The following is a 20,265-nucleotide window of genomic DNA, read 5'->3' as shown; positions in this document are numbered from 1 at the left end:
TATTTCAGCAGTTCTGAATTAGAATGTAAACAGATCAATCCCGCCGGTCACGTTCAGGCCGACACCGGTGATGTACTTGGCTTTGTCCGAGACGAGAAAGGTGATGGCGTTGGCAATGTCATCGGGTTCGCCCGGGCGTTTAAACGCTGTACGTTCAACCATGCGATCGTTCATTTTTTTATTGCCCATTTTGAAGGCTTCCGTTCCAATGATGCCGGGAACGATGGCGTTGACGTTAATGCCGTGTTTCGCGCCTTCCAAAGCCATGCTTTTCGAGAAGCTGAGCAAGCCGCCTTTTGTGGCAGCATAACTCGCCTGACCGAACCCGCCGTTAATACCGACAATGGAAGCCATATTAATAATGCGCCCGTATTCCTGTTCTTTCATATACGGCCAGACAGCTTTCGTACAGTTATACGAACCGGTCAAGTTCACCTTAAGATCACGTTCCCACAAGTCATCATTTTGTTTTTCAATTTTTGATACGTGATCAACCGTGCCCGCGTTGTTCACGAGAATATCGATTTTGCCAAAATCATCATAGATTTTTTTAAAAACTTCATTGACTTCATCAGTATCTGTCACATCCATTTTCATCGCCACGGAACGACGGCCCATATCACGAATTTCCTCGGAGGTTTTTTCGGAATATACCACCTTTGTACTTTGCATGACTTGCGCGATGGCTCCGTATTCCTTTGCTTTTGAAGAGCTTTCCTCGTCTGATTCCATCAAAATGTCGGTGATTACGACATCGGCCCCTGCTTCGGCCAAAGCCAATGCATCTGCTCGGCCAAGCCCCCGGGAAGCCCCGGTTACGACCGCTACTTTCCCTTCCAATAAGTTATCCCAAGAAGACATGCAAATCCTCCCATCTTTGTGCATTCACTTTATAAAGTTCGGTTTCTTCTTTTGAAAAAATGCCTGAATACCGATGCCCGGCTCCCCGGTATTCAACGTTTCCGCAAACGCTTCGGCTTCCACTTTGAGTCCATCTTCGATGGGGCCTTCAGCGACATTGATGGCCCGCTTCGCCAAGCCCATTGCTTTCACGGCACCTTCGGCCAAGTGCTCGGCGAAAGCGGTCGTTTCCTCCTCAAGGCTTTCCGGCGCAACTGCCTGGTTGATCAGCCCGATGTTCATCGCTTCTTCCGGCTCGAGCCGCTTGGCGTTAAAAATTAAATCGATCGCTTTCGCACGACCTAACAGCCGGGTCATCCATTGTGTGCCGCCGGCTCCCGGGAGCAAGCCGAGATTGGTTTCCGTTAAACCGATCTTTCCTTTTGACATAATCCGGAAATCACAAGCAAGCGCCAGTTCACAGCCTCCACCTAGGGCGTGGCCATTAATCGCGGCGACGACCGGTTTCTCGAGCGTGGCAAAACGGTCAAAACAAGCCTGCATTCTTCCGCTTTTCTCCGCGACACTTTCTCCTTTGCCGCCGCCTTGCATCATCCCTTTCAAGTCCGCACCGGCGAGAAACGTCTTTTCATGTGCGGAAGTAAGAACGACAACACGAACGTCTTTGTCTTTTTCCAGTTCATCGGCCGCGTCCACGAGCTCACCCATCAATTGATCGCCGATGGCATTGGCGGGAGGATTATCGATGGTAATCCAAGTGACACCTTTGTTTTTTTTCTCTACTTGAATGGTTTCGTAAGCCATATATTCACTCCCTAAACCCTGATTCCGTAAGGTTGATATTGACGTCGGGCCGTTACGAGATGTTGGATTTCATTGGTTCCTTCGAAAATATCGAAAACTTTCACATCGCGGAAAAGCTTCTCGACAATGTGCCCATCCAAGCCGACAGGCCCCAGGAGTTCAAGGCATTTCACGGTGACATCATGCGCCATTTGTCCGGCGTACGCTTTACACATAGCTGCTTCTTTGGCGTTTTCCTTTCCGACATCCGCTTTCCAAGCCGCTTCCCATGTGAGTAATCTCGCGGCATCGATATCCTGCTCCGCTTCCGCCAATGTTTGTGCCGCTAATTGATAGTGACGGCCTTGTTTCGGATATTCCGTTTGCACAATATCGACCGTATATTCATAAGCGGCGCGTGCAATTCCGACGGCCATCGCCGCAACAATCGGACGGGTACTATCGAACGTCTTCATCGCCACTTGAAATCCGGACGGGCTTGAACTACTGCTTTTCTGTTCATACAACTCCTCTCCGCCAAGCAAGTTTTCATAAGGAACAAAACAATCTTCCAACAATAATTCCGCTGTCTCATTTGCGCGAAGCCCCATTTTATGAGCCAAGCGTGTGCACGAGAAGCCCGGTGTGCCTTTTTCAACGACGAACGCCCGCTGTCCGGCACGACCAAGACTTGGATCAACGGTGGCGAACACGACAACCCAAGACGCTCGTCCCCCATTGGTAATGAAGATTTTTTGTCCGTTTAACACGTAACCACCGTCCACTTTCTCGGCAGATGTGCGTACACCCGAGGCATCCGAGCCGGCTTCCGGTTCTGTCAATGCGTAGGCACCCCAGCGAGGTTCATCTTTTGTAAACATCGATAAAAAACGTTCTTTTTGTTCCGGCGTACCGCTGCTTTGCACCGGTGGACCGCCAAGACCGGCACCGGGGAGCGATAAGGCAACTGCCGGACAACCCCAGGCCATTTCTTCGGTCGCCAAAACCCCCATACGATTCCCTTCTTTTTCTTTCGATGCTTTCTTTTTCGAGGATTTATTTTTTTCGCCGCCTCCACCGAACGATGACGTGTTCAGGTGAATCCCCATTTTATTCACTTTATCCAGCCACTCATCCGGGACACGTTCCAGACGATCCGCTTCCATCGCGATCGGGCGGATTTCATTTTTTGCGAACCAATGGGTCATTTGCTGAATTTGCTTTTGTTGTTGTGATAACTCAAACGAGATCATTGGAGAACCTCCTTCTTCGCCCCTGTTGTTCCGTTTACGATCCGCTCGCCGCGGCGGGTAATCAAATCGTGTTCCCGACCATACAGACCGGCTTGCGCCTGGGCATCACGGGCCCATTTCTCCACCGGGAATTCGTCGACAAACCCGTGCCCGCCAAGCATTTGAACGGCTGCGTCCGTAACAAAAAGCGAGGAGCGATGGGATCGATACAAGGCCCGCAAAGACGCTTCATCGGCATCTTTCTTATCTGCGTCCACTTTTGTTGCCGCTTCCCAAACGAGGTGATTTGCAATTCTCGTTTCGATCGCCATTTCCGCAATTTTAAATGAGACCCCTTGAAACTGCGCGATCACTTTGCCGAACGCCTTCCGCTCAGCTGTGTATTCCGTCGCGTATTCGAGCGCTGCTTCCATTAAGCCAACGGCTTTCGCCGCCTGTAGTATCCGAACGCGTGTCTGTGCACCGGTGATCAACGCCTGGGCTTCATCGCCTTTAGCGAGGACTTCATTCGCGTGTACCTCTGTATGGTCGAAACGAAGGCTGGCAAGACCCGTGCTCAGCAGACCGAGACGATAGTCTCCTTCTTTTGCCGTCCAGCGGTTCCCTCCCAGCGTATTGTGAAGCCATACCACCACCGGCTCAGCGTCTGTATCGACGGCAGCCACAGCCACATATTCAGCGCCTACTCCCAAGCGAACCGGTTGGGAGGTGCCGTTCAATGTATAACCGTCGCCATTTTTGCTTATTTGCAACGCTCCGCCCCAGGGTTCTTCGGGATCGAAAGCATCGATGAACGCTACGTTCGGCCAAACGCTTCCCTGCCCTGATTCTTTATAGGCATCAAGCGCCGGATTTTCCGGAGCAAGACGGATGATAGAGGCAGCATCACCGGCTCCCGGTAAACCCTGTACAATATCAAGGTCGCCGTAACTGAGGGCTTGGAGCATTTGCACCTGAGAAATTAAAGGCAATTCAAGCCCATCCCAACGCTCGGGAAGCTCAAGCGTGGATACGCCAATCTCCTCCGCTTTGGCGGTAATCATGTCGTCAACTGCCCGTTTTTTTTCACAATCCCTTGCATTGGGACGAATCACGTCTTTTGCAAACCCTTGGGCAACATCCACAAATGCTGTTTCATCTTCAGTAGGTGAAAATGAGATCAAGGGACATTCCTCCTTTTGTCGTTTCCATGTATATTCCTTTTATTTTGATGCAGTATGAAATTCTTTCGCCCATTCTCTGAGCTTCTTTTTATCTGTTTTTCCAATAACGTTTTTCGGGAGGTAGCCGACGATTTTCAAAAACCGGGGGGTTTTGTACTTCGCCAAGTGTTCTTGGGCAAACGTGATCAGCTCCTCTTCCTGAATTTCGGATCGACGTTTTTTCACAATGTAGGCGGCTACTTCTTCCCCCATCTTCTCGGAAGGAACCCCGATAACGGCCGCTTCCGATACTTCGGAATGGCTCAATAACAACTCTTCCAGATCCTTCGGATAGATATTAAAGCCCCCGCGAATAATGACATCTTTTTTGCGGTCGACGATGAACACATAATCCTCTTCATCAACCCTGGCCATATCCCCTGTGTACAACCATCCATCTTTTAACACTTTGCCCGTTTCTTCCGGTTTTCCGTGGTACCCTTTGAGCACATTGGGACCGGAGACGATGAGCTCCCCGACCTCATTTGCGGGCAAACGATTATCATTTTCATCGACGACGGCCACTTCAATGCCCGGCAACGGCTGCCCGACGGATCCGGGTTTGATTTTCTGCCTCGGATCGGTAGCCGTCACGATCGGCGCGGCTTCCGATAATCCGTATCCCTCCAAAATGATGCAGCCGAATTTCTTTTGAAACCCTTCCGCTATAGGCTTGGGAAGGGCTGCCGAACCGGAAATACAGGCAAAAAAAGTGGAGGTATCATAGTTGTCTGCATCAGGGTGATTGTATAAGGCATGAAACATGGCGGGCACCATTGCCGAATGGGTGACTTTGTATTTTTCAATTGCTTCCAGCACTTTCACAGGTTCAAAGTGTGGCAGCAAAACATTTTTATCGCCGAGTATAAACGCGACATTCATCATCGTGTAACCGAAAGCGTGTGAAAAGGGGAGAATACTTAGGCTTACCCGCCCCGTTTTAAGTTTAAGAATTTCTGCTTTTTTTGAAGCAGCGACCGCGTTGGAATAAAGGTTTTTATGTGTTAATGTGACGCCTTTCGGAGCACCGGTTGTTCCTGCCGTGTACAGCAGCGCGGCATCGTCATCTTCATGAATCTCCCCTTCGGGTGCCGTTGTCGGCGCTTTTTGCATAGCCGCTTGCAAAGCGTTTGCTTCTCCAGACGCTTCTTCTAACGTAAAAATTTGCGGCGTTGACGGGAGATCTTTACTTGCTTCTCGCACCTTGGAAAAAAGCGTGTTTGTCGTCAAAACAACCTTGGGCGTACAATCTTCCAATATATAACGAAGTTCCTGTGCCTGCAAAAGCGGCATGACAGGGACAACCGCTGACCCGCTTTTTATGACACCGCCGAACGCGATAACCACTTCGGGGCAATTTGGCATCGTGACAAGGACACGGTTGCCCTTTTCCACCCCCATTTGCCTTAACGCATGGGCTAATTGTGAAGAGACTTCGTCCAAGCGTACGTTTGTATACGCTTCCCCTTCATAGATAAGGATAGGATACTCGCCGTACTCCACAACGTTATCTTGCCATATTTTGCTTAAATTCATCCCACAGAGTCACCTCCCTATTTTAAAAAACAAGTCGGCTACAACCTATGACTGCTTCACCGACAGAAACTGAAATTTCCGTCAGAGGGGGTAAAAAACCCCCTCTGATAGTTAGAAAGGTACACCGGCTAAAACCGCCACGTCCGTACTGGAGGTAAGAGGTTAGATGTGAGAGGTCGGAAGAAGGTTGAATACTTTTTATCTTACTTCCAACCTCCCGCTTCCCATCTCCAAAATGTGGTCGAGCACCACGTCCTGTGGCAATACCGGCACTAGCACATCCTGTGCGTCGCAATCGGGGTGTTAATCGCCCGTTATTTCAGGGCTCAGATTTCAGAGGCCAGAGGTCGGAAAAGGCTTTTTTCAGGGTCTTCCGATTTCCGGTATCCGATGTCTGACTTCCGCAAAAGCGGGCGCTTACCACCGGGATAAAATTACCGATCAATAGAAAGAAAAGTTATTGCTGTTCGGCGTTATACGCTTCCAATACTTCCTGAAGGCGTAGGGCCAATCCCATGTCTCCGTCGATTTGCAGCTGCCCGCTCATAAACGCTTCCGTACCGTTCAATTCACCCTCGGCCATTTTTATAAAATCATCGGAATCGAGCGTCAGCGTGCAATCAGGAGTTTCTTGATCGCCTTCTTGCGCGTAACCTTCGTCGGATTTCAGAACGACCTGATAGGTTCCGGCTTCGCTTCCACTCAAATTGAACTGATAAACAGCTTCCACGCCTCCTGCCCGAGACGGATCCTCCCGAAGCCCGGTATTGATTTGATCAAAAATCTCTTTTACGTTTGCCATGTTAAAAAACTCCCTTTCTTTTTAGCGTGATAGATGTTAAATAAATGTTTAATTAAACGTCTTTCTAATCTTTTCGCCGCAAAAAGCACTTGTTTTACAACCGCATCCCCCCTTTAAATGACCATTGATTATCCGAGAGCATCGTAAATGTTCCGACCACAATACGGTTTAACAATTGCGCCAATTCGTCGATGTTTTCTTTTTTCTCAACGATAATTTTGTGAATCACGACTTCATTAATAGCACCAACCATCGCTTGCGCAGCGGTATGGATTTGATCATCGGAAAGCCTTTTCATCTGATTAGGTTCGGCGCGCACACTTTCATAGATAAAAGTTGCAAATTCAACGTGCGCTTCACGACGCACCTCTTCGATCGCCGGGCTCAATCCAGAGGATGATACGAGTAAAAGGCGAGCAATAGGGCGATGATCGTTACAGATTTCCAGATAACGGCGAATGCCGGCAAATGACTTATGGGCAATGTGAGTCTCCAGTTCTGCTGTTCGTTTCACTTCTTGCAAGACTTCTTCCAGTAAAGATTGAAACAGTTGAATGAGTAAATCTTCTTTACTTTTAAAAAAATGATAAAAGGTCGTCTTCGACACTCGCGCCTGTTCAACGACTTCCAACACCGATGTTTCTCTAAACCCTTTTCCGGTGTATAAATGCAATGCAGCGTCAAGAAGTTTATTACACGGATCTTTATACGGTCGGTGTTTGAACAGCAGAGAAATCATCGGTGCCCCCCTTCTTTCTGCAATACTAATACGTATCCGTACTTTTTTAATTTTGGTATTCGGAATTAATAGAATGTAAGCGGTTAATTTTTATTGTAAGCGATGGATCACGCGTTGCCTATTCCCATAAATGTCGGGTATTCATTTTTTCAGCGCGTGACCATACGTAAAATATAGGGGGCTTGCCTTTGTCGAGGAAGAAGTTCGGGGGGTTATTGCCCGCGAATGCATGAACGGATCATGTTCAACCGTGAAAATGTGCCAAAGGATCGCTGTTCCAGTTTCACTTTATCGGGAAACAGTTTCTTCATGATCGTTTCGTCTTTCCACCCCATTCGATGCATGTGCACCACCTGTTCTCGCGTTCGCTCTAAATATTCCCGTTTACGATTCATCATTTCTTTTCCGTTGCGAATGACCCCTTCGTGGGCACAAAACACCGTTCGGTAATCGAAACGGTTCAGTTTGTGCAACGTTTCAATGTAAGCATCCATCGATTCTTCCTGCAAAAAAACCTTTGGATAAGGGGTAATATATAAATCACCGGTGAACAACCAACCATGATGCGGCTCAAATAAACAAGTATGATCCATGGTATGACCGGGGGTTTCAATCGGGTAAAAGCGATACTTGGACGTTTCAATAACGTTCGGATAGGCTTTGGGAGTGAAAGGGAGACGGCGTCCGGTGTATAGTTCCTGATACCAGGGCACCTTTGCCGTTTCCCTCGCGATCGGAATCGTTTTTTCATGCGCAAATATCTCCACGTTCATGTGCTGCCCGATCCATGATGCCATGCCCGAATGATCCTCATGGTAATGCGTAATCGCTACTCGCTCGACCTCCCGTGAACGGAAAAGGGGGCCTAATCGTTTCCGTCTTTTGCTCGGTCCGGTATCAATAAGCATCCCGTCAATGTAGTAAAGATAGATGGAGATTAAAGGAATATAAGGATTGACCGGAATGTTGATGATTTCAACTTGATCATAGTTGCTTTTTTTTATTTTATTACTCATGCCCAATGCCACTTGGCTTCCCTCCGATGATTTGCCTCTACAACATTTTAAGCAACCGCTGTTCGCCTATAAGCTCCAAATAACGCGGATAAAGGGCAAATGCCGGCGCGATCCGCGGCAACAGCTTTAATGCCTTTTGTTTAGAACCCTTTGTTTTAATCTTTCCCGTTAAAATTGCAGCCGTGACACTGACGTTCCCTGCCCAAAACTGATGAGCAATATCCCCTGATGTTCTCACGCTTAATGCAGCGGGAACCGGTGAATGCCCAAGATAAACGCTGAAGTGTTCCCCATTTTTTGGGTTTTCAGCATCCATACAAATAATGGCATCCGGCTCTGAAAACACAAATTCCGCTCTCATTCTTGTCTTGGCAACTTTTCTTCCGATATCGTTGATCAGATCGATTTCATCCCCTTCTTCATGATAGGCCGGATTTTCTCCCCACCATTTCCGCAAATCTTCGTACGTCCTCGGGAGCGTCGGAACTTTCAAAAACTCGCCAACCACGCTGTACAAATGATCCGAATTACTGAAAGCCTGCATAAAGGGCCATCTCCTTTAATTATTATCTTTTATCATAAACAGCAATTGAATGCCAATCAATTCCGTTAGATTGCTGCAAATGTCGGACACACCCCTACAATTGTCGGGGGTGGTTCTTAGAGAATAAAAAATCGGAAAAGCAACTCAGGTACTCTTCCGACTTTTCAAATCGTTATATAAACCCTTGTTGCATGGCGATTGCAACAGCATGTGTTCGGTTCCTTCCGTTCACTTTTTTTATGGAGCTGGAAATGTAATCTCTTACGGTGTATTGGCTGAGATGCAAGGCAACGGAAATTTCGTTGATGGACTTCCCGTTTTTGACGAGATTCATCACCTCAATCTCCCGCGGGGAAAGACGGGATGTAATCGTTTTTTGTAAATTATCGTACTGGGATTCCTGGTATTGCATCAGCATCTCCCCGACATGGTGGCCCATTTTCACCAACACATTCATTAATTCATCGTTAACCGTAAACTTCTGTCCTTCCCCTTGATCCAAAAAGACGGCTCCGATAAACTCCTTTTTTGACAGGGAGTAAATGGGAGACACGACTAGAGAGTTCAGTTTGAATTTGTTGGCATAGTACTCTGGAAGGGCTTCAGACGCATCATCAATAAAAATGGGACGGTACGTGCGAATTTTTTTCAAAAATTCCTGAATCACGGAGGGGCTCGAGAATTGTTCGCTAATGTTTTTGATCTCGGACACGTTCAAATTATATCCCGTCAGACCAACGCCCTTTTTTTCTTTTGGCAAATATAAAAAAAGGGCGCAACGTTCAAACGGCAGATATCGGACGTATCCGGAAGCAATGTGCTCAAAGGCATCCTCCAACCGCCGTGCCCGCATCACCCACTCATAGAAAAGGGACACCAATGAACTCCAATTTATTTGGTGTTCAGCATGGGAAACGGTCTCGCGAATGTCTTCATACATATGAAAAGCCAGTTTTAAAAACGATTTTGTGCGAGAAGCATTTTTTTGGGGAACGTAAAACAAAAGCAGTTCGTTTCCGATCTCTAGTGTAATCAACACATGTTTTGCGCTCGCGTCTCCCTCCCTTCCCCTCAAGCGCAGCACGGTTTTTTTTAACAGCTCAATGGATTCCGTCCGGATGCTTTGCAGCATGTTCAACCACTCCGGATCCATGGAATCCCCGTTTCCCTCCACGACATCTTTCACCTGAAAAATTTCGTTTTCCTTGCAGGCGTGTACGACAAATTTCGAAGAAAATTCAGGAATCGAAAATAAATAATGTAAATAGCCGTTCAAATTTATTTCATCTAAAGGGTATGGCATCAAGTGTTGGCTCAGCACGGTAAAAAAATGATGGACCGCCTGATGATTGCGGAAGGTTATCCCGGAACCGTCCGGTTTATGTATGGCTTTATGGGTAGCGTTTTCCAACAAATGACAAACAAAAGTCATTTCATGTTTATCAATGGAAATGCCCTTTTCGCGCCATGTCAATTTCACTTCATTTAGAAGCGCTTTTCCATCTACACCTTCTTCCGTATCCTCTTTTTCATCTGTAAATAATTGAGATTTCAGACATTTCATCATCGTTTCCAGGTGTGATTTCAACACCTCTTCGTCCCATTGCATTACTTGTCCTTCTTTAATAATGTGGCGACGAAGCAACTGCTCCCACTCTCTGGAAATGGAACGTTCATTCATTTGGAGAATCGCAACACCTTCATAGGTTAACTCATCAATTCGCTGATAAACCTGCACATCGCTCCCCCCTTAGTATTCATTTTTTCATTGACGCTAAAGAAAAGACTATTTTAACTATTATAACAGGAAAGAAACAAATATAAAATTATAAATGATCTAAAGGTGAAAAGGGAGCGAAAACAGCCATTTGATTTAAATGATGGATATGCCAATCCATCTCCCGATACAATAAATAAATGAGCCAACACGCTGTTTTTGTCACTTGCTACACATTGAACAATGTGATAATATACTATTCGTGACCGATAAAATATGCATATTCCGCAGTAGCTCAGGGGTAGAGCAATCGGCTGTTAACCGATCCGTCGCTGGTTCGAATCCGGCCTGCGGAGCCATGCTTCCTTAGCTCAGTAGGTAGAGCGCATCCATGGTAAGGATGAGGTCGCCGGTTCGAGTCCGGCAGGAAGCTCCAGTTAAAATACTTACATGATGCGGGTTTTGGCGATTGACGGAACTCGCTTTTCAATTACGGATGAGGTCTTTTGGCACAAATTTGGCACCTTCACTTAACTAAAGTGCATTTTTAGCATTTTAATCTCCCATAAACTTAAACATGACAGTGGCCGCAATCTTTATTGTTTGCGAACGTTCGAGCGAAATAGATGGTCAGAAATCATATTGTTTAATCGGTTCCACATTTTATTTGCTATCAGCAAGATGTTATTGTATACTAAGGTTAGAAAAGGCATACATTAAAAAGACCGTGGTGTGTTCGCACCAACGGTCTCCCAATAGGAACTTGTCCTAGAAGAGGAGGAGTTCACCTGGCTAAAGGTGACTTTACCCCACTGGCTTCCAACCGCAGGGGTAGGTCACTTTTTTTTGTTATCATCATGTTTCATCATCAAGACCACTAATGTAGCCACAGCCACGCAGAGCATGGCGGTTTCATGAGTAATGAACATAATCGTTCACCTCCCCTCTATCCGTTAGTGACGGATGGAAGGTTCAAACGGTAAACTCCTACCCCTGAGACAAAGTTCTATTGTTTCTCTAGTATACCATACTTTGAAGGACTCGCCTCCCCCATAGGAGAAAATCAGGAAGTATTTAATGGTTCCGTATGCCGACAATTCGGAAATGAAGAACATCCAAAAAATCGTCTCGTATTCTCCTGATGACTTCGCACCACTAAAGGTGAGCCACACAAGGGGCAATTGCGTCGCGCTGGCTCTACATTTTCATACACCTTTTGAGCCGTCATTTCCGGGTTCACATTCACGATAAATTGCTGCAGGCGCCAACGATCTAACAGATGAACACCACAAGCCTGGGCGAGTTTTCGGGCGGCTGCCGTATAAAAGCTATTCGTGACCACCCAGGCTTCCTGGGCTTGATAAAAAGGAATTGCCGCAAATACTTGCTGAATAGCCTGGATTCCTACCCTTTGCTTATACCCGTATCGCTTCGCCTGCACAACGATCTTTTTTTCCTTTTCCATCAACAAATCAGCCCCAAAATCATTGGAACGTTTCGTTCCTTTCACGGATCGATAGCCTAACTCTTTAAGCAGTTGTCCTAAAAAATATTCAAATTGGTGTCCATCCATTTGGTCGATCGAACGAATGCCACTTTGAACGACTCGTTGAAACGCTTGTTTCTCTCGATGACGCTTCATCCATCTTCTCATCAACCAAACAAAACCAACAATAACCAATGGGAAGGTAAAAAGGTAAAACATCACGAGAAAAATGCTGACGATCGTACCCTCATCTATCATTCTTCACACTCCTCGTCCAACAAAAATACACGGGCCGAAACCCGTGCGTAAAGGTTTCCATTATCGTTCCGGTTCCGTATCCTTGGCTGGAGAGGGTTTGGATTCTTTCGCTCGCGGCTGTTCTACGACCACATTCTTTTTTAATTGTTCATTCCAATCCTTTTCCTTTGGCAAATCAACGTTCCCAACCCGTTCCCCGTCTTGAGTTACATAGTTTTGCAACACATCTTTTAGGCCATAGGCGAAATCACGACCAGACGGATCATTGTCCACGGCAATGACCACTTGTTTCGGTGGATAGCCTTCCCTATTCATCCGGTTCATTTCTGCGCTAACAGTGTGTCGTTTCAAACCAGACATTGAAAGCATACGTGCATTTTGTATATCCTCCTTCTTTTCACTCCAATAAGACAACGCATCGACGGCACTTTCAAACACATAGAGCGTTCCCGGCTTTCCAATATCAAAAGAGAAACCAGCGTTCCCTGAGCTGTTTTTGTCAATGCCTTTAAACCAATCACCAGTACGAGCCATCGGTTGCGTGCCTTGTCGATCCGCCCCCACGACCTCGCCCTGCTGTTTCCACTTATAAACGACATTGCCCCGTTTGTCTTGCGCCACATAATCCCTGCGCTCCAACCGATTCACGACTTTAGGGTGAATTTTGCGATCCTGGGTTAAATACTGATGCATGCGCGTCGTATCGCTCACCTCATAGTGGCTAGGATATCGGTAGGGTTCGGACGGTATTTTGGCTGATGGCGGCCGTTCCTTTTCCTTAAAGGAGCCATTTGCAATATCTTCCACAGCTTCCGGAAAAGACATCCCATAGTACATTTGCGCAAAGTTGATCACGCCAGCACCTTTTCCCCTCGCGAGTTCCACGCATACATCTGATCACGAATAATCAAGCTGTCATGTTCCGTGTGTCGGTAGTAACGCCCTTCTTTTTTAAAGGTTTCTCCCTTCACCTCAAGATAATCCAGCAGATCGACACGCTTAGCTCGTTCCACTTGCTCCGTACGGACACGGTTCACCATGCCGTACTCCCGCCTTTCATTCATGGTTGATATAATGAAAAAACCACAGGGATTATTGAACCCCTATGGTTCTGATACATCACACATCCGGTTCCGGACCCTTAATGCCTGTTTGAGTTCCGGCGCTGATTGATGACGTGGCCACCGGCTCTTGTTGTTCGCGTTCATTGGATCGTTCTGCGCCTTTCTGAGATGTTTTTTCTTGCTCATTGGTGTATTCTTCGTCTAATTGCTTTTCAAGGGAACCTAGTCGTTTCTGGCCTTGCTCGGAGAGAGGAAGTTCTTTGATTTCTTGCAGTGACTCTTTTTTCAATTGGTACACTGTATGCGGATCATGTCCCTGCTCAAATGCTTGCATTCGCTTCTTTCGTTCTTGTTGGTCGCCGGATTCTTCCCGATCCAATTGCTTCCCAATGGCAGGCTCAATCAATCCCATGATTTCGCGCTTATAATGGTCTTTAAAGGTTTGATGCTCCGTTGGTTTATCCTCTTTTTCAAACGGGCTTGTATTGTGTTCATGAGCCGTCACTTCGTTGCGGTAGGCTTTGAGTAACGGACTTTCCTTCCGCATCAGTGAGGATTTTTCATTTTCGTGTTGCTGTTTAACAGGACTTACATGGGGCTTTTGAGCCGTTAATGGCAAGGTGGATCCTTTGGCTTCCTGATATTGTGCTTCACGGGAAGCTTTATTGGATTCCACCTGTTGGATAACTTCTTGTTTGTAAAGGTCCTTATATGCCTGCCGATCGATGGTCGCTCCATCTTGTTTTTTCGTTTGATGAATCATTGATTCATCTCCTTTCGGCTCTTCTTTTTTCTGTTCATGCGCTTTTTCCGGTTCTAACGTTCGTTCCATCGTGGTAATAAACTGGTGGGATGTGTCTTGTACCTCTTTGAGTAATTGCTGATGATCGTCAAAGGTGCGGTTTTTCGTCCAAGATTTAAGGTAATCCAGCGAGTAATCAGACGTATCCACGCCAAAATGAGAGGCTACCGTGTAGGCGGTCATCTCTGCCTGAAACTCTTTTTCCGGTTGCGAATATCGGTGGTGTGTTTCTGCGGTGTGCAATTTCCCATGCGCCAACTCATGCAACAGGGTTTTGACATTCTGCCGTTCATCGTTGCGCGGATTTAAAGCCACCTCCTTTGTTAAGGTATAGCTGACGCCTTTAGCTGCGCCTAACTCTTGTTTCGGTTCCACAATGGCAATGCCATTTTCCTTGGCGATGGCTTCCATACCTTGACGAAGTTGACCGTAATCCTCCACCTTCCCTTCCATCCATTTATTTGGGAATAAAGCCGGCAAATCATCCCGTGTGGCCGACGTCTGGCTAATATCAAAAACGGTTCCCGTTGAAAACACAAGACGACCGTCTCGTTTTGGGAGATGGCCGTCTTGAATGTGTGTCTTTTCATTTTTGGTCGCATATTTGACGGGCTTCCATGTGCCTTCCTCGTTTTGAAATTGCTCGCCGAGCCGTTGAGGTACGAGGATTTTAGAGCCTTTCTCTCCTTTTTGCACGGGAAAACCTTTGTCTTTCCAAAATTTATACGAACCAACGGCTTCGGCGCCTGGAAATTGCGATTGCATGAGCTGAACATTATTCAGAGAGTAGTTGTGAAATTGCCCCATAAACCGCAAGTATTCCTTCATTTGATCCTTGGAATAGAAATGGTTAGCCACTTTTTCTTCCATGCCTTTAGTCAGTTCCTCGATGTCTTGTTTTATCGCTTCCGGTGATTTACGGGGTCTCGTTCTCGCCATCGTTCCACCTCCGATCGGCGGCCTCAATCAGTTCTTCCATGTCCGCCTCATGATAATTTTGCCCAATGTCCAAGACCATCTTTTTCGTTTGGGTATCAAACGGAATCAACAGGTTCTCTTGATTGATTAAGTGCTGTTCAAGGGCAGCTTTATCCGCCGGATCGAGTTCAATCGTGTAGCGCGTATTCCCTACCAAAATCTCCACATCATGCTCCCCTAAACTTTCAAATACACCCACTTCGTAGCGATCATCCAAAAAAAACATTTACACCTCTCCTTGCGTTTGCTTGGCTTTTTGGCTTTCTTCCCAATCGATCTTTTTCTGCCGTTGATGGGATATGCGTTCTTTGACTTCTTCTTTGGCAATGCTTACCGGCTCGCTCTCCATATTAGATGTTGTAATGAGATGGTTTTCATTCATTAGCATGCCATTCATGAGCTCAATCAGAATTTGCGTGTTTCGATCACTATTATTCACCCCCAATTGAAGTTTCTTTAATTCTGATGTAAACACTTGACGGAATTGTTCGGCGGCCATATCCATAATGGCTCGATTGGATCGATCTTCAATTTTCCATGCTTCATGGTCTTGGATGATTTTTTCCAATGCTTGCCCGTGATAGGTAATACGATGCTGATCACGGTAAGCATCGATATAGTCCATCACTTCCGGAAGCACACGGATATTCATGCGTTTGCGTTCACTCATCATTGCCCCCTACCTTTCGCGTTCAATGTCTCGTTCTAGTCGTTCATAATCCATGTCATTCATGTACGATTGATAGGTCTGTTTCATCGATCGGTTCAGACGGTTTAACGATTGCTGCATCGCGATGCTCGATGACTTGCCATGACGCAACGATTGATCCCCTGCTATTCTTTTGGTCTTTGGTCTTTGGTGCAATTGATTGTCATACGATTTCATTTCCTTCAAAAAGGCATTGCCCATACGCTTGTAGAGATCATCGATCTTATTGCTTTTATAATTCTCAAAGCGTTTGCTTTCTTTCGGCCCATCCCCATAGGCGGCTTTCATTTCATCCATTTCTCGATCCAACCGTTGATGCAAATTTTTAAGGTCTTCCGGATGGTGTTTGTCTAAATACGTCGTGGTTAGTTGATCGATCATCGGCCGGATCGAATTGAGGGTGTTGTAACCATAATTCCAATGGCGTTTGTTTTCAGGTAATCGTTCATATATATCCTTAAACAGAGGTTTCATTTCTCGATTTTGCCATTTTAATGTGTTTTGTTCTTTCTTGCCATCGACCATCTTTCCACGAATGATTTGATTGATCTGCTCGCGTTCATAGCTTCGATCTTGCAGCCCATTAACCACTTCGCCTTTCATGGCATCTAAGGTTTTGGGTTTTCGTTTGCCACGCTCTCGGGTCGGTTCAGGTTCAACGGTGGCTACATGAATGTGAATGTTATCGGTGTTTCGGTGAATGGCCGCCGACCAAATCGAACTTTGTTCGAGCCCTTCTTTTTTGAGCATCGTCTGCATCGATGAACGGGTGACATTCTTTAATGCTTTTTCATCTAGCTCACCGGTTTTTTGATCATAGATCCCTTGCTTTTCTAACCACTGATTATCAAAGGTAATCACATCTTGCCACATGAGACTCTTATTTTCTTGCGCATGTTGGAACGCATGTTTTAATTCATCTTTTTCATCGGTGTTTAGTCGATCCGAAGTATCCGTAAAAAGAGCCGACGTTTTTTCCGGGTCATCCATGTAATGATTGTACATCGAAAACATTTGGGAAGGCAGTTGCTTATCCCCTTTGGCTTCTTCCCGATCCACATAATTGACGTACTGATCAAAGGCTTTGGTATTGGAGGTAATAAATTTTGTTTTCAATACCACACCTGGCGTGATGGTTGAAGCACTCATGATGATGGCTCCGGTTCGTCACCAATGAGTGCATTCATCGTTTGCATGCTATCAGCACATCGTTCCATGACTTGCAGATTGCTGGCCACTAATGCTTCCAATCGTTGGACCCGTTGATCCTCCATATAGAATTGTGCCATCTTCATGATCCGTTCTCGTAAAAATTGTTCTCTGGAAATGCCTTGTTCTTTCGCGAGTTCTTCCACTTTTTGAATCGCTCTTGGTTCAACATTCCGGATCACAATATCCATTTTGCACCCTCCATTTTGATTTTTCCTTCTTGGTTTTTCCGATCAGATCACTCGTTTTAGATGCTTAAACCTTCGTACGCTTCGTGGCAGATATCTTCATTGATAGGCGAGATAGAAGAAGAGCATAAGGGGTTTCTGATATCACATAGGGTGATATCCCCGGCAGAGCCGGGGGAAATAATGATATCAAGGAAATCATTTATTGGTGTAAGGTTGTCGTCTGCTTTCAGGGAACGCACGTTTTAAATTTTGCTGATGGTGTAAGGTTGTCGTCAATGATGGTGCAAGGTTGTCGTTAAGTTTAATCATCACTCATCAATGGCCATTTCCATTTGTTCTTCGATCATGTCTTGTTCATCCTGAGACACCTCGAGGGCTTCTTGTTCTTGTGCCATGTCTGTCTCCAACCCATCAATTTCTGACTCGATTTGACTGTGTTCACTTTCCAGTTCCACTTCTTCATCGTCGGTGCTGTACAAAATGTCTGCTTCAATATCAACCAATTCTTGCTCCAATTCTTCGATCCGTTCGTTCATATTTTCGATCACTTGCTGATGCGCCTGTTGGTCATCGCCCAGTCGGTCGTACTCCAAGTTCAGTACGCGTTGGTCGTAGGTGTTTTCATCTTCGGCTGTCAATGATTCATCAACCTCAACCATTCGATGATCGGCATAGACTCTTGCTAGTTCAGCCGGGGTGCTATCATTGGATGATTCATCATGCCCAACCACATCATCGGTTTCTTGCTCTTGAATATCCATACCAATAACATCAAAAGATGGTTGGACGGCATCGATATGAACCACGACATAATCCCGATCTTCATAAAGAATGGTCACTGGTAATTCCTCACGGGCGTTGGAACGATCTTGAGCAGCAAAGGTAATTTCCGTATTCCGATCAACAGATGATCGATCAACATGTAATGTCGCAATCATGTGTTGGTCGTTAGGGTTATACGCCCAATCTTCAATCACGACTTCTCCGTTCCCTTGCATTGGAATGGACTCTCCGATTTCCGTGTGTTGAATATCACCCGGCGGTGCGCCAAACAATGTTCGGGAAAGCATGAGGAACATCCCTGTCACGACAAAGGCAAGGGTGATCACAAGCAAAGGAACCGTACGTTTCGTACTTAGGGCGAATCGTTTCCGCATCATGTGCCCCCCTCTCCTTCCATGCTTTCGACCGCATCTCTAAAATCTTGAATGATCCAAGCGCCATCTTCTTGTTGTTCCGCATCTAATTCAATAAAAGTCGCCGTCGTGTCTTCATCACTGTTGGTGCTATACGTGTGCGAAAAACGAGCCATAATTGTTGCTTCCTGTTGGTTCAGTTCGCCCGTCTCAACAAAGAATTGAACGTCTTCCGGAATCGCTCGCTGCTCCGTTTTTTCTTGTTCATCGGCCGGGAATAAAAATTCATGCAGATTGTCCTGCATGATTGCTTCGGCTTCATCTTTGCGGTTTTCATATGACTCTGCTTCTTCGGTATAGACGGTTTGGACAAAGGTTTCGGCAGTTGCTTGTAATGCCTCTTGGCGTTCTTGCATTGCCGCCGGTTCTTCCATCTCTTGTTCGTTTTGAAGACGAGTGATTTCACTTTCCAATTGCTGATTGGCATCCATCATCTCCTGCATCTGTTCATTGGAAAAGGTTGCTTTATCGTCATCGGCCATCACGCTGTATACATTCACGCCTGTAACCGCGAAAATCGCAACCAGGGCGATCGCAAATAACGTGATGCGCGTTTTTGATTTCACAAAGGACATCCTTTCTACGCCTGATTAAGATCCTCTCTTCCGTAGAACATCAACCAGCGCTACGGAAAGCATGAAGAGATTGGCAAGGGTATACATCAACAAGGTGATGCCCAGTCCAAGCAATGCAGATGTTATAAGTGCCGGGGATGATAACCACCCCCCGCTAACAGAACCATAAACTGAAAGCCATAGATAAACACCCATAACCATTTGCTTTTGATCATGGCCTGACTCCTTTCAAACGTTTTTACTCTATCCAATACGCTGCACATTGCCGTTAAAGGTTTGGCCCCAATAACCGTCTTCCAAAGATTCATAGGCAACACCGGTGCTGGACTGTGCCCCGATGAATTGCCCGTCACCAGCGTAAATTCCGATATGCCCATTGTATTTGTACGTATCAAAAAAGACCACGTCCCCCGGCTGCATGTCATCCGGATCAACCGACTGTCCTTCTTGATAAAGCGTATCGGTCGTCACCGACCCAAGCGGACCAAGATCCACCCCAATTTGTTCAAAAGCCCAATGAACAAACGAGGAACAATCAAAAATGCCTGCGGCCTGTTCCACTTCATTTCTTCCGCCCCCAAAATCATACTCGGAGTTGCCGATCCATCGTTCACCAACTTCGACAACCTCCGGAATGTCTCCGGCATCGATGGGAGTTGCGAGGTGATCCAGAACGGCATCAACGTATCCTATATCGCCAAAACACGCGCCTGTCTCTGCGCTTTCAGGACGAATGCATGAAAACTGCCCAGTGTGCGCTAAGTCTTGATACTGTTCACGCGAAAACTCAATCGCAAGATCCTTGGAATACTCACCGCCATTGTGTTCTTCGGCGTAATCAATGAAGCCATGACCAAAATTGTATGACTGCAATGCAAGTTCCACATCGCCACCGGCGTCCTCTAACACTTGCGCAAAGTATTCCGTTCCAACATCGATGCTCGTTTCAGGATCACTGATTGTGTTTCGAGGCAGGCCCAAGGATTCTGATGATTGCATCACATCATCCAACTGGCCACCGGACTCTTGCATCGTTTTCGCCATCAATATTTCCACCATATCCGGTATGCCATGTTCCTCGGCGTATTGTTCAAAGAGGGGCCTTAGCGCCTCCACTTCCTCGTTCACTTGTACTTCGCCTTCGGCCACATTTCCCACCGAGTCAACATCGTCGGCTTGTTGTTGCTGCTCATATTGGCCACCGAGCGAAAGAATCGCCACAACTACCATACCGATCAAGCCACTCACAGCCACAAGGACGGATAACACCGCAAGCCCTTTCCACTTCTTCGGAATTAAGGAAAAAAGGAACAGGAGAAAAGCGATGATCGAAGAAACGGACAT

Annotated in this window: 21 protein-coding genes and 2 tRNA genes; 2 read left to right on the top strand and 21 right to left on the bottom strand. The window is 46.4% G+C overall.

All coding sequences use genetic code 11. The annotated features are described in order from the left end of the window. Positions 1–18 precede the first annotated feature (18 nt). The 10 genes from DT065_RS13220 to DT065_RS13175 all read right to left on the bottom strand — a co-directional run bounded on the left by DT065_RS13220 (position 19) and on the right by DT065_RS13175 (position 10,474). On the bottom strand, positions 19–861 hold the full coding sequence (locus DT065_RS13220) for an SDR family NAD(P)-dependent oxidoreductase (protein ID WP_114374170.1): 843 nt from the start codon (positions 859–861) through the stop codon (positions 19–21). 24 nt (positions 862–885) lie between these two features. Continuing rightward, a complete protein-coding gene (locus DT065_RS13215) occupies positions 886–1,665 on the bottom strand; it encodes an enoyl-CoA hydratase/isomerase family protein (RefSeq protein WP_114374168.1) in 780 nt (259 codons plus the stop codon). 11 nt (positions 1,666–1,676) lie between these two features. Next, positions 1,677–2,897: an acyl-CoA dehydrogenase family protein gene (locus tag DT065_RS13210; RefSeq protein ID WP_114374166.1), complete on the bottom strand. Its 1,221-nt coding sequence runs from the start codon at positions 2,895–2,897 to the stop codon at positions 1,677–1,679. Continuing rightward, positions 2,894–4,060 carry an acyl-CoA dehydrogenase family protein gene (locus DT065_RS13205; RefSeq protein WP_114374164.1) on the bottom strand — a complete coding sequence of 389 codons (1,167 nt, stop codon included), beginning with the start codon at positions 4,058–4,060 and terminating at the stop codon, positions 2,894–2,896. The genes DT065_RS13210 and DT065_RS13205 overlap by 4 nt, the downstream gene beginning before the upstream one ends. Before the next feature lie 39 nt (positions 4,061–4,099). After that, positions 4,100–5,635, bottom strand: coding sequence for a class I adenylate-forming enzyme family protein (locus DT065_RS13200; RefSeq protein ID WP_114374162.1), 1,536 nt, complete (start codon positions 5,633–5,635; stop codon positions 4,100–4,102). 457 nt (positions 5,636–6,092) lie between these two features. Beyond that, entirely contained in the window at positions 6,093–6,437 is a 345-nt protein-coding gene (locus DT065_RS13195; protein ID WP_114374161.1) for an SCP2 sterol-binding domain-containing protein, read from the bottom strand. Between the two features lie 94 nt (positions 6,438–6,531). After that, a complete protein-coding gene (locus DT065_RS13190; RefSeq protein ID WP_114374159.1) occupies positions 6,532–7,176 on the bottom strand; it encodes a TetR/AcrR family transcriptional regulator in 645 nt (214 codons plus the stop codon). A 212-nt stretch (positions 7,177–7,388) separates the two neighbouring features. Beyond that, positions 7,389–8,192, bottom strand: a complete 804-nt coding sequence (locus DT065_RS13185) for an MBL fold metallo-hydrolase (protein ID WP_160112555.1) — start codon at positions 8,190–8,192, stop codon at positions 7,389–7,391. A 37-nt stretch (positions 8,193–8,229) separates the two neighbouring features. Continuing rightward, positions 8,230–8,736: a hypothetical protein gene (locus DT065_RS13180; protein ID WP_114374155.1), complete on the bottom strand. Its 507-nt coding sequence runs from the start codon at positions 8,734–8,736 to the stop codon at positions 8,230–8,232. A gap of 172 nt (positions 8,737–8,908) precedes the next feature. After that, positions 8,909–10,474: a LuxR C-terminal-related transcriptional regulator gene (locus DT065_RS13175; protein WP_114374153.1), complete on the bottom strand. Its 1,566-nt coding sequence runs from the start codon at positions 10,472–10,474 to the stop codon at positions 8,909–8,911. Between the two features lie 263 nt (positions 10,475–10,737). Here DT065_RS13175 and DT065_RS13170 point away from each other — a divergent pair. Further along, positions 10,738–10,812: transfer RNA gene (locus DT065_RS13170), tRNA-Asn, on the top strand. A 1-nt stretch (position 10,813) separates the two neighbouring features. Further along, positions 10,814–10,889, top strand: a tRNA-Thr gene (locus DT065_RS13165). A 627-nt stretch (positions 10,890–11,516) separates the two neighbouring features. On the opposite strand, the gene DT065_RS13160 is transcribed toward DT065_RS13165, so the two are convergent. The 11 genes from DT065_RS13160 to DT065_RS13115 all read right to left on the bottom strand — a co-directional run bounded on the left by DT065_RS13160 (position 11,517) and on the right by DT065_RS13115 (position 20,265). Next, entirely contained in the window at positions 11,517–12,197 is a 681-nt protein-coding gene (locus tag DT065_RS13160) for a restriction endonuclease (protein ID WP_227002605.1), read from the bottom strand. A 60-nt stretch (positions 12,198–12,257) separates the two neighbouring features. After that, positions 12,258–13,052: a DUF3991 and toprim domain-containing protein gene (locus DT065_RS13155; RefSeq protein WP_418314556.1), complete on the bottom strand. Its 795-nt coding sequence runs from the start codon at positions 13,050–13,052 to the stop codon at positions 12,258–12,260. Next, positions 13,049–13,237 carry a hypothetical protein gene (locus DT065_RS19915; RefSeq protein ID WP_335743549.1) on the bottom strand — a complete coding sequence of 63 codons (189 nt, stop codon included), beginning with the start codon at positions 13,235–13,237 and terminating at the stop codon, positions 13,049–13,051. The genes DT065_RS13155 and DT065_RS19915 overlap by 4 nt, the downstream gene beginning before the upstream one ends. Positions 13,238–13,316: 79 nt before the next feature. Continuing rightward, positions 13,317–15,002 (bottom strand): ImmA/IrrE family metallo-endopeptidase, encoded by a 1,686-nt coding sequence (locus DT065_RS13150; protein WP_114374151.1) that lies wholly within the window; start codon positions 15,000–15,002, stop codon positions 13,317–13,319. Beyond that, positions 14,980–15,267 (bottom strand): hypothetical protein, encoded by a 288-nt coding sequence (locus tag DT065_RS13145; RefSeq protein ID WP_114373975.1) that lies wholly within the window; start codon positions 15,265–15,267, stop codon positions 14,980–14,982. The genes DT065_RS13150 and DT065_RS13145 overlap by 23 nt, the downstream gene beginning before the upstream one ends. Continuing rightward, positions 15,268–15,711, bottom strand: coding sequence for a hypothetical protein (locus DT065_RS13140; protein WP_114373973.1), 444 nt, complete (start codon positions 15,709–15,711; stop codon positions 15,268–15,270). A 9-nt stretch (positions 15,712–15,720) separates the two neighbouring features. Next, positions 15,721–16,899 carry a MobP2 family relaxase gene (mobP2, locus tag DT065_RS13135; RefSeq protein ID WP_114373970.1) on the bottom strand — a complete coding sequence of 393 codons (1,179 nt, stop codon included), beginning with the start codon at positions 16,897–16,899 and terminating at the stop codon, positions 15,721–15,723. Beyond that, positions 16,896–17,150 (bottom strand): hypothetical protein, encoded by a 255-nt coding sequence (locus tag DT065_RS13130; protein ID WP_114373967.1) that lies wholly within the window; start codon positions 17,148–17,150, stop codon positions 16,896–16,898. The genes mobP2 and DT065_RS13130 overlap by 4 nt, the downstream gene beginning before the upstream one ends. A gap of 308 nt (positions 17,151–17,458) precedes the next feature. Then, a complete protein-coding gene (locus tag DT065_RS13125) occupies positions 17,459–18,310 on the bottom strand; it encodes a hypothetical protein (protein WP_160112554.1) in 852 nt (283 codons plus the stop codon). Beyond that, a complete protein-coding gene (locus tag DT065_RS13120) occupies positions 18,307–18,912 on the bottom strand; it encodes a PilN family protein (RefSeq protein ID WP_114374148.1) in 606 nt (201 codons plus the stop codon). Before DT065_RS13120 ends, DT065_RS13125 begins: the two co-directional genes overlap by 4 nt. 252 nt (positions 18,913–19,164) lie before the next feature. Beyond that, positions 19,165–20,265, bottom strand: a complete 1,101-nt coding sequence (locus DT065_RS13115; RefSeq protein ID WP_114374146.1) for a bifunctional lytic transglycosylase/C40 family peptidase — start codon at positions 20,263–20,265, stop codon at positions 19,165–19,167.

It is taken from the genome of Salicibibacter kimchii (assembly GCF_003336365.1).
GTDB lineage: Bacteria > Bacillota > Bacilli > Bacillales > Marinococcaceae > Salicibibacter > Salicibibacter kimchii.
The sequence above is the reverse complement of the archived record's forward strand: the minus strand, read 5'-3'. Positions and strand labels throughout refer to the sequence as shown.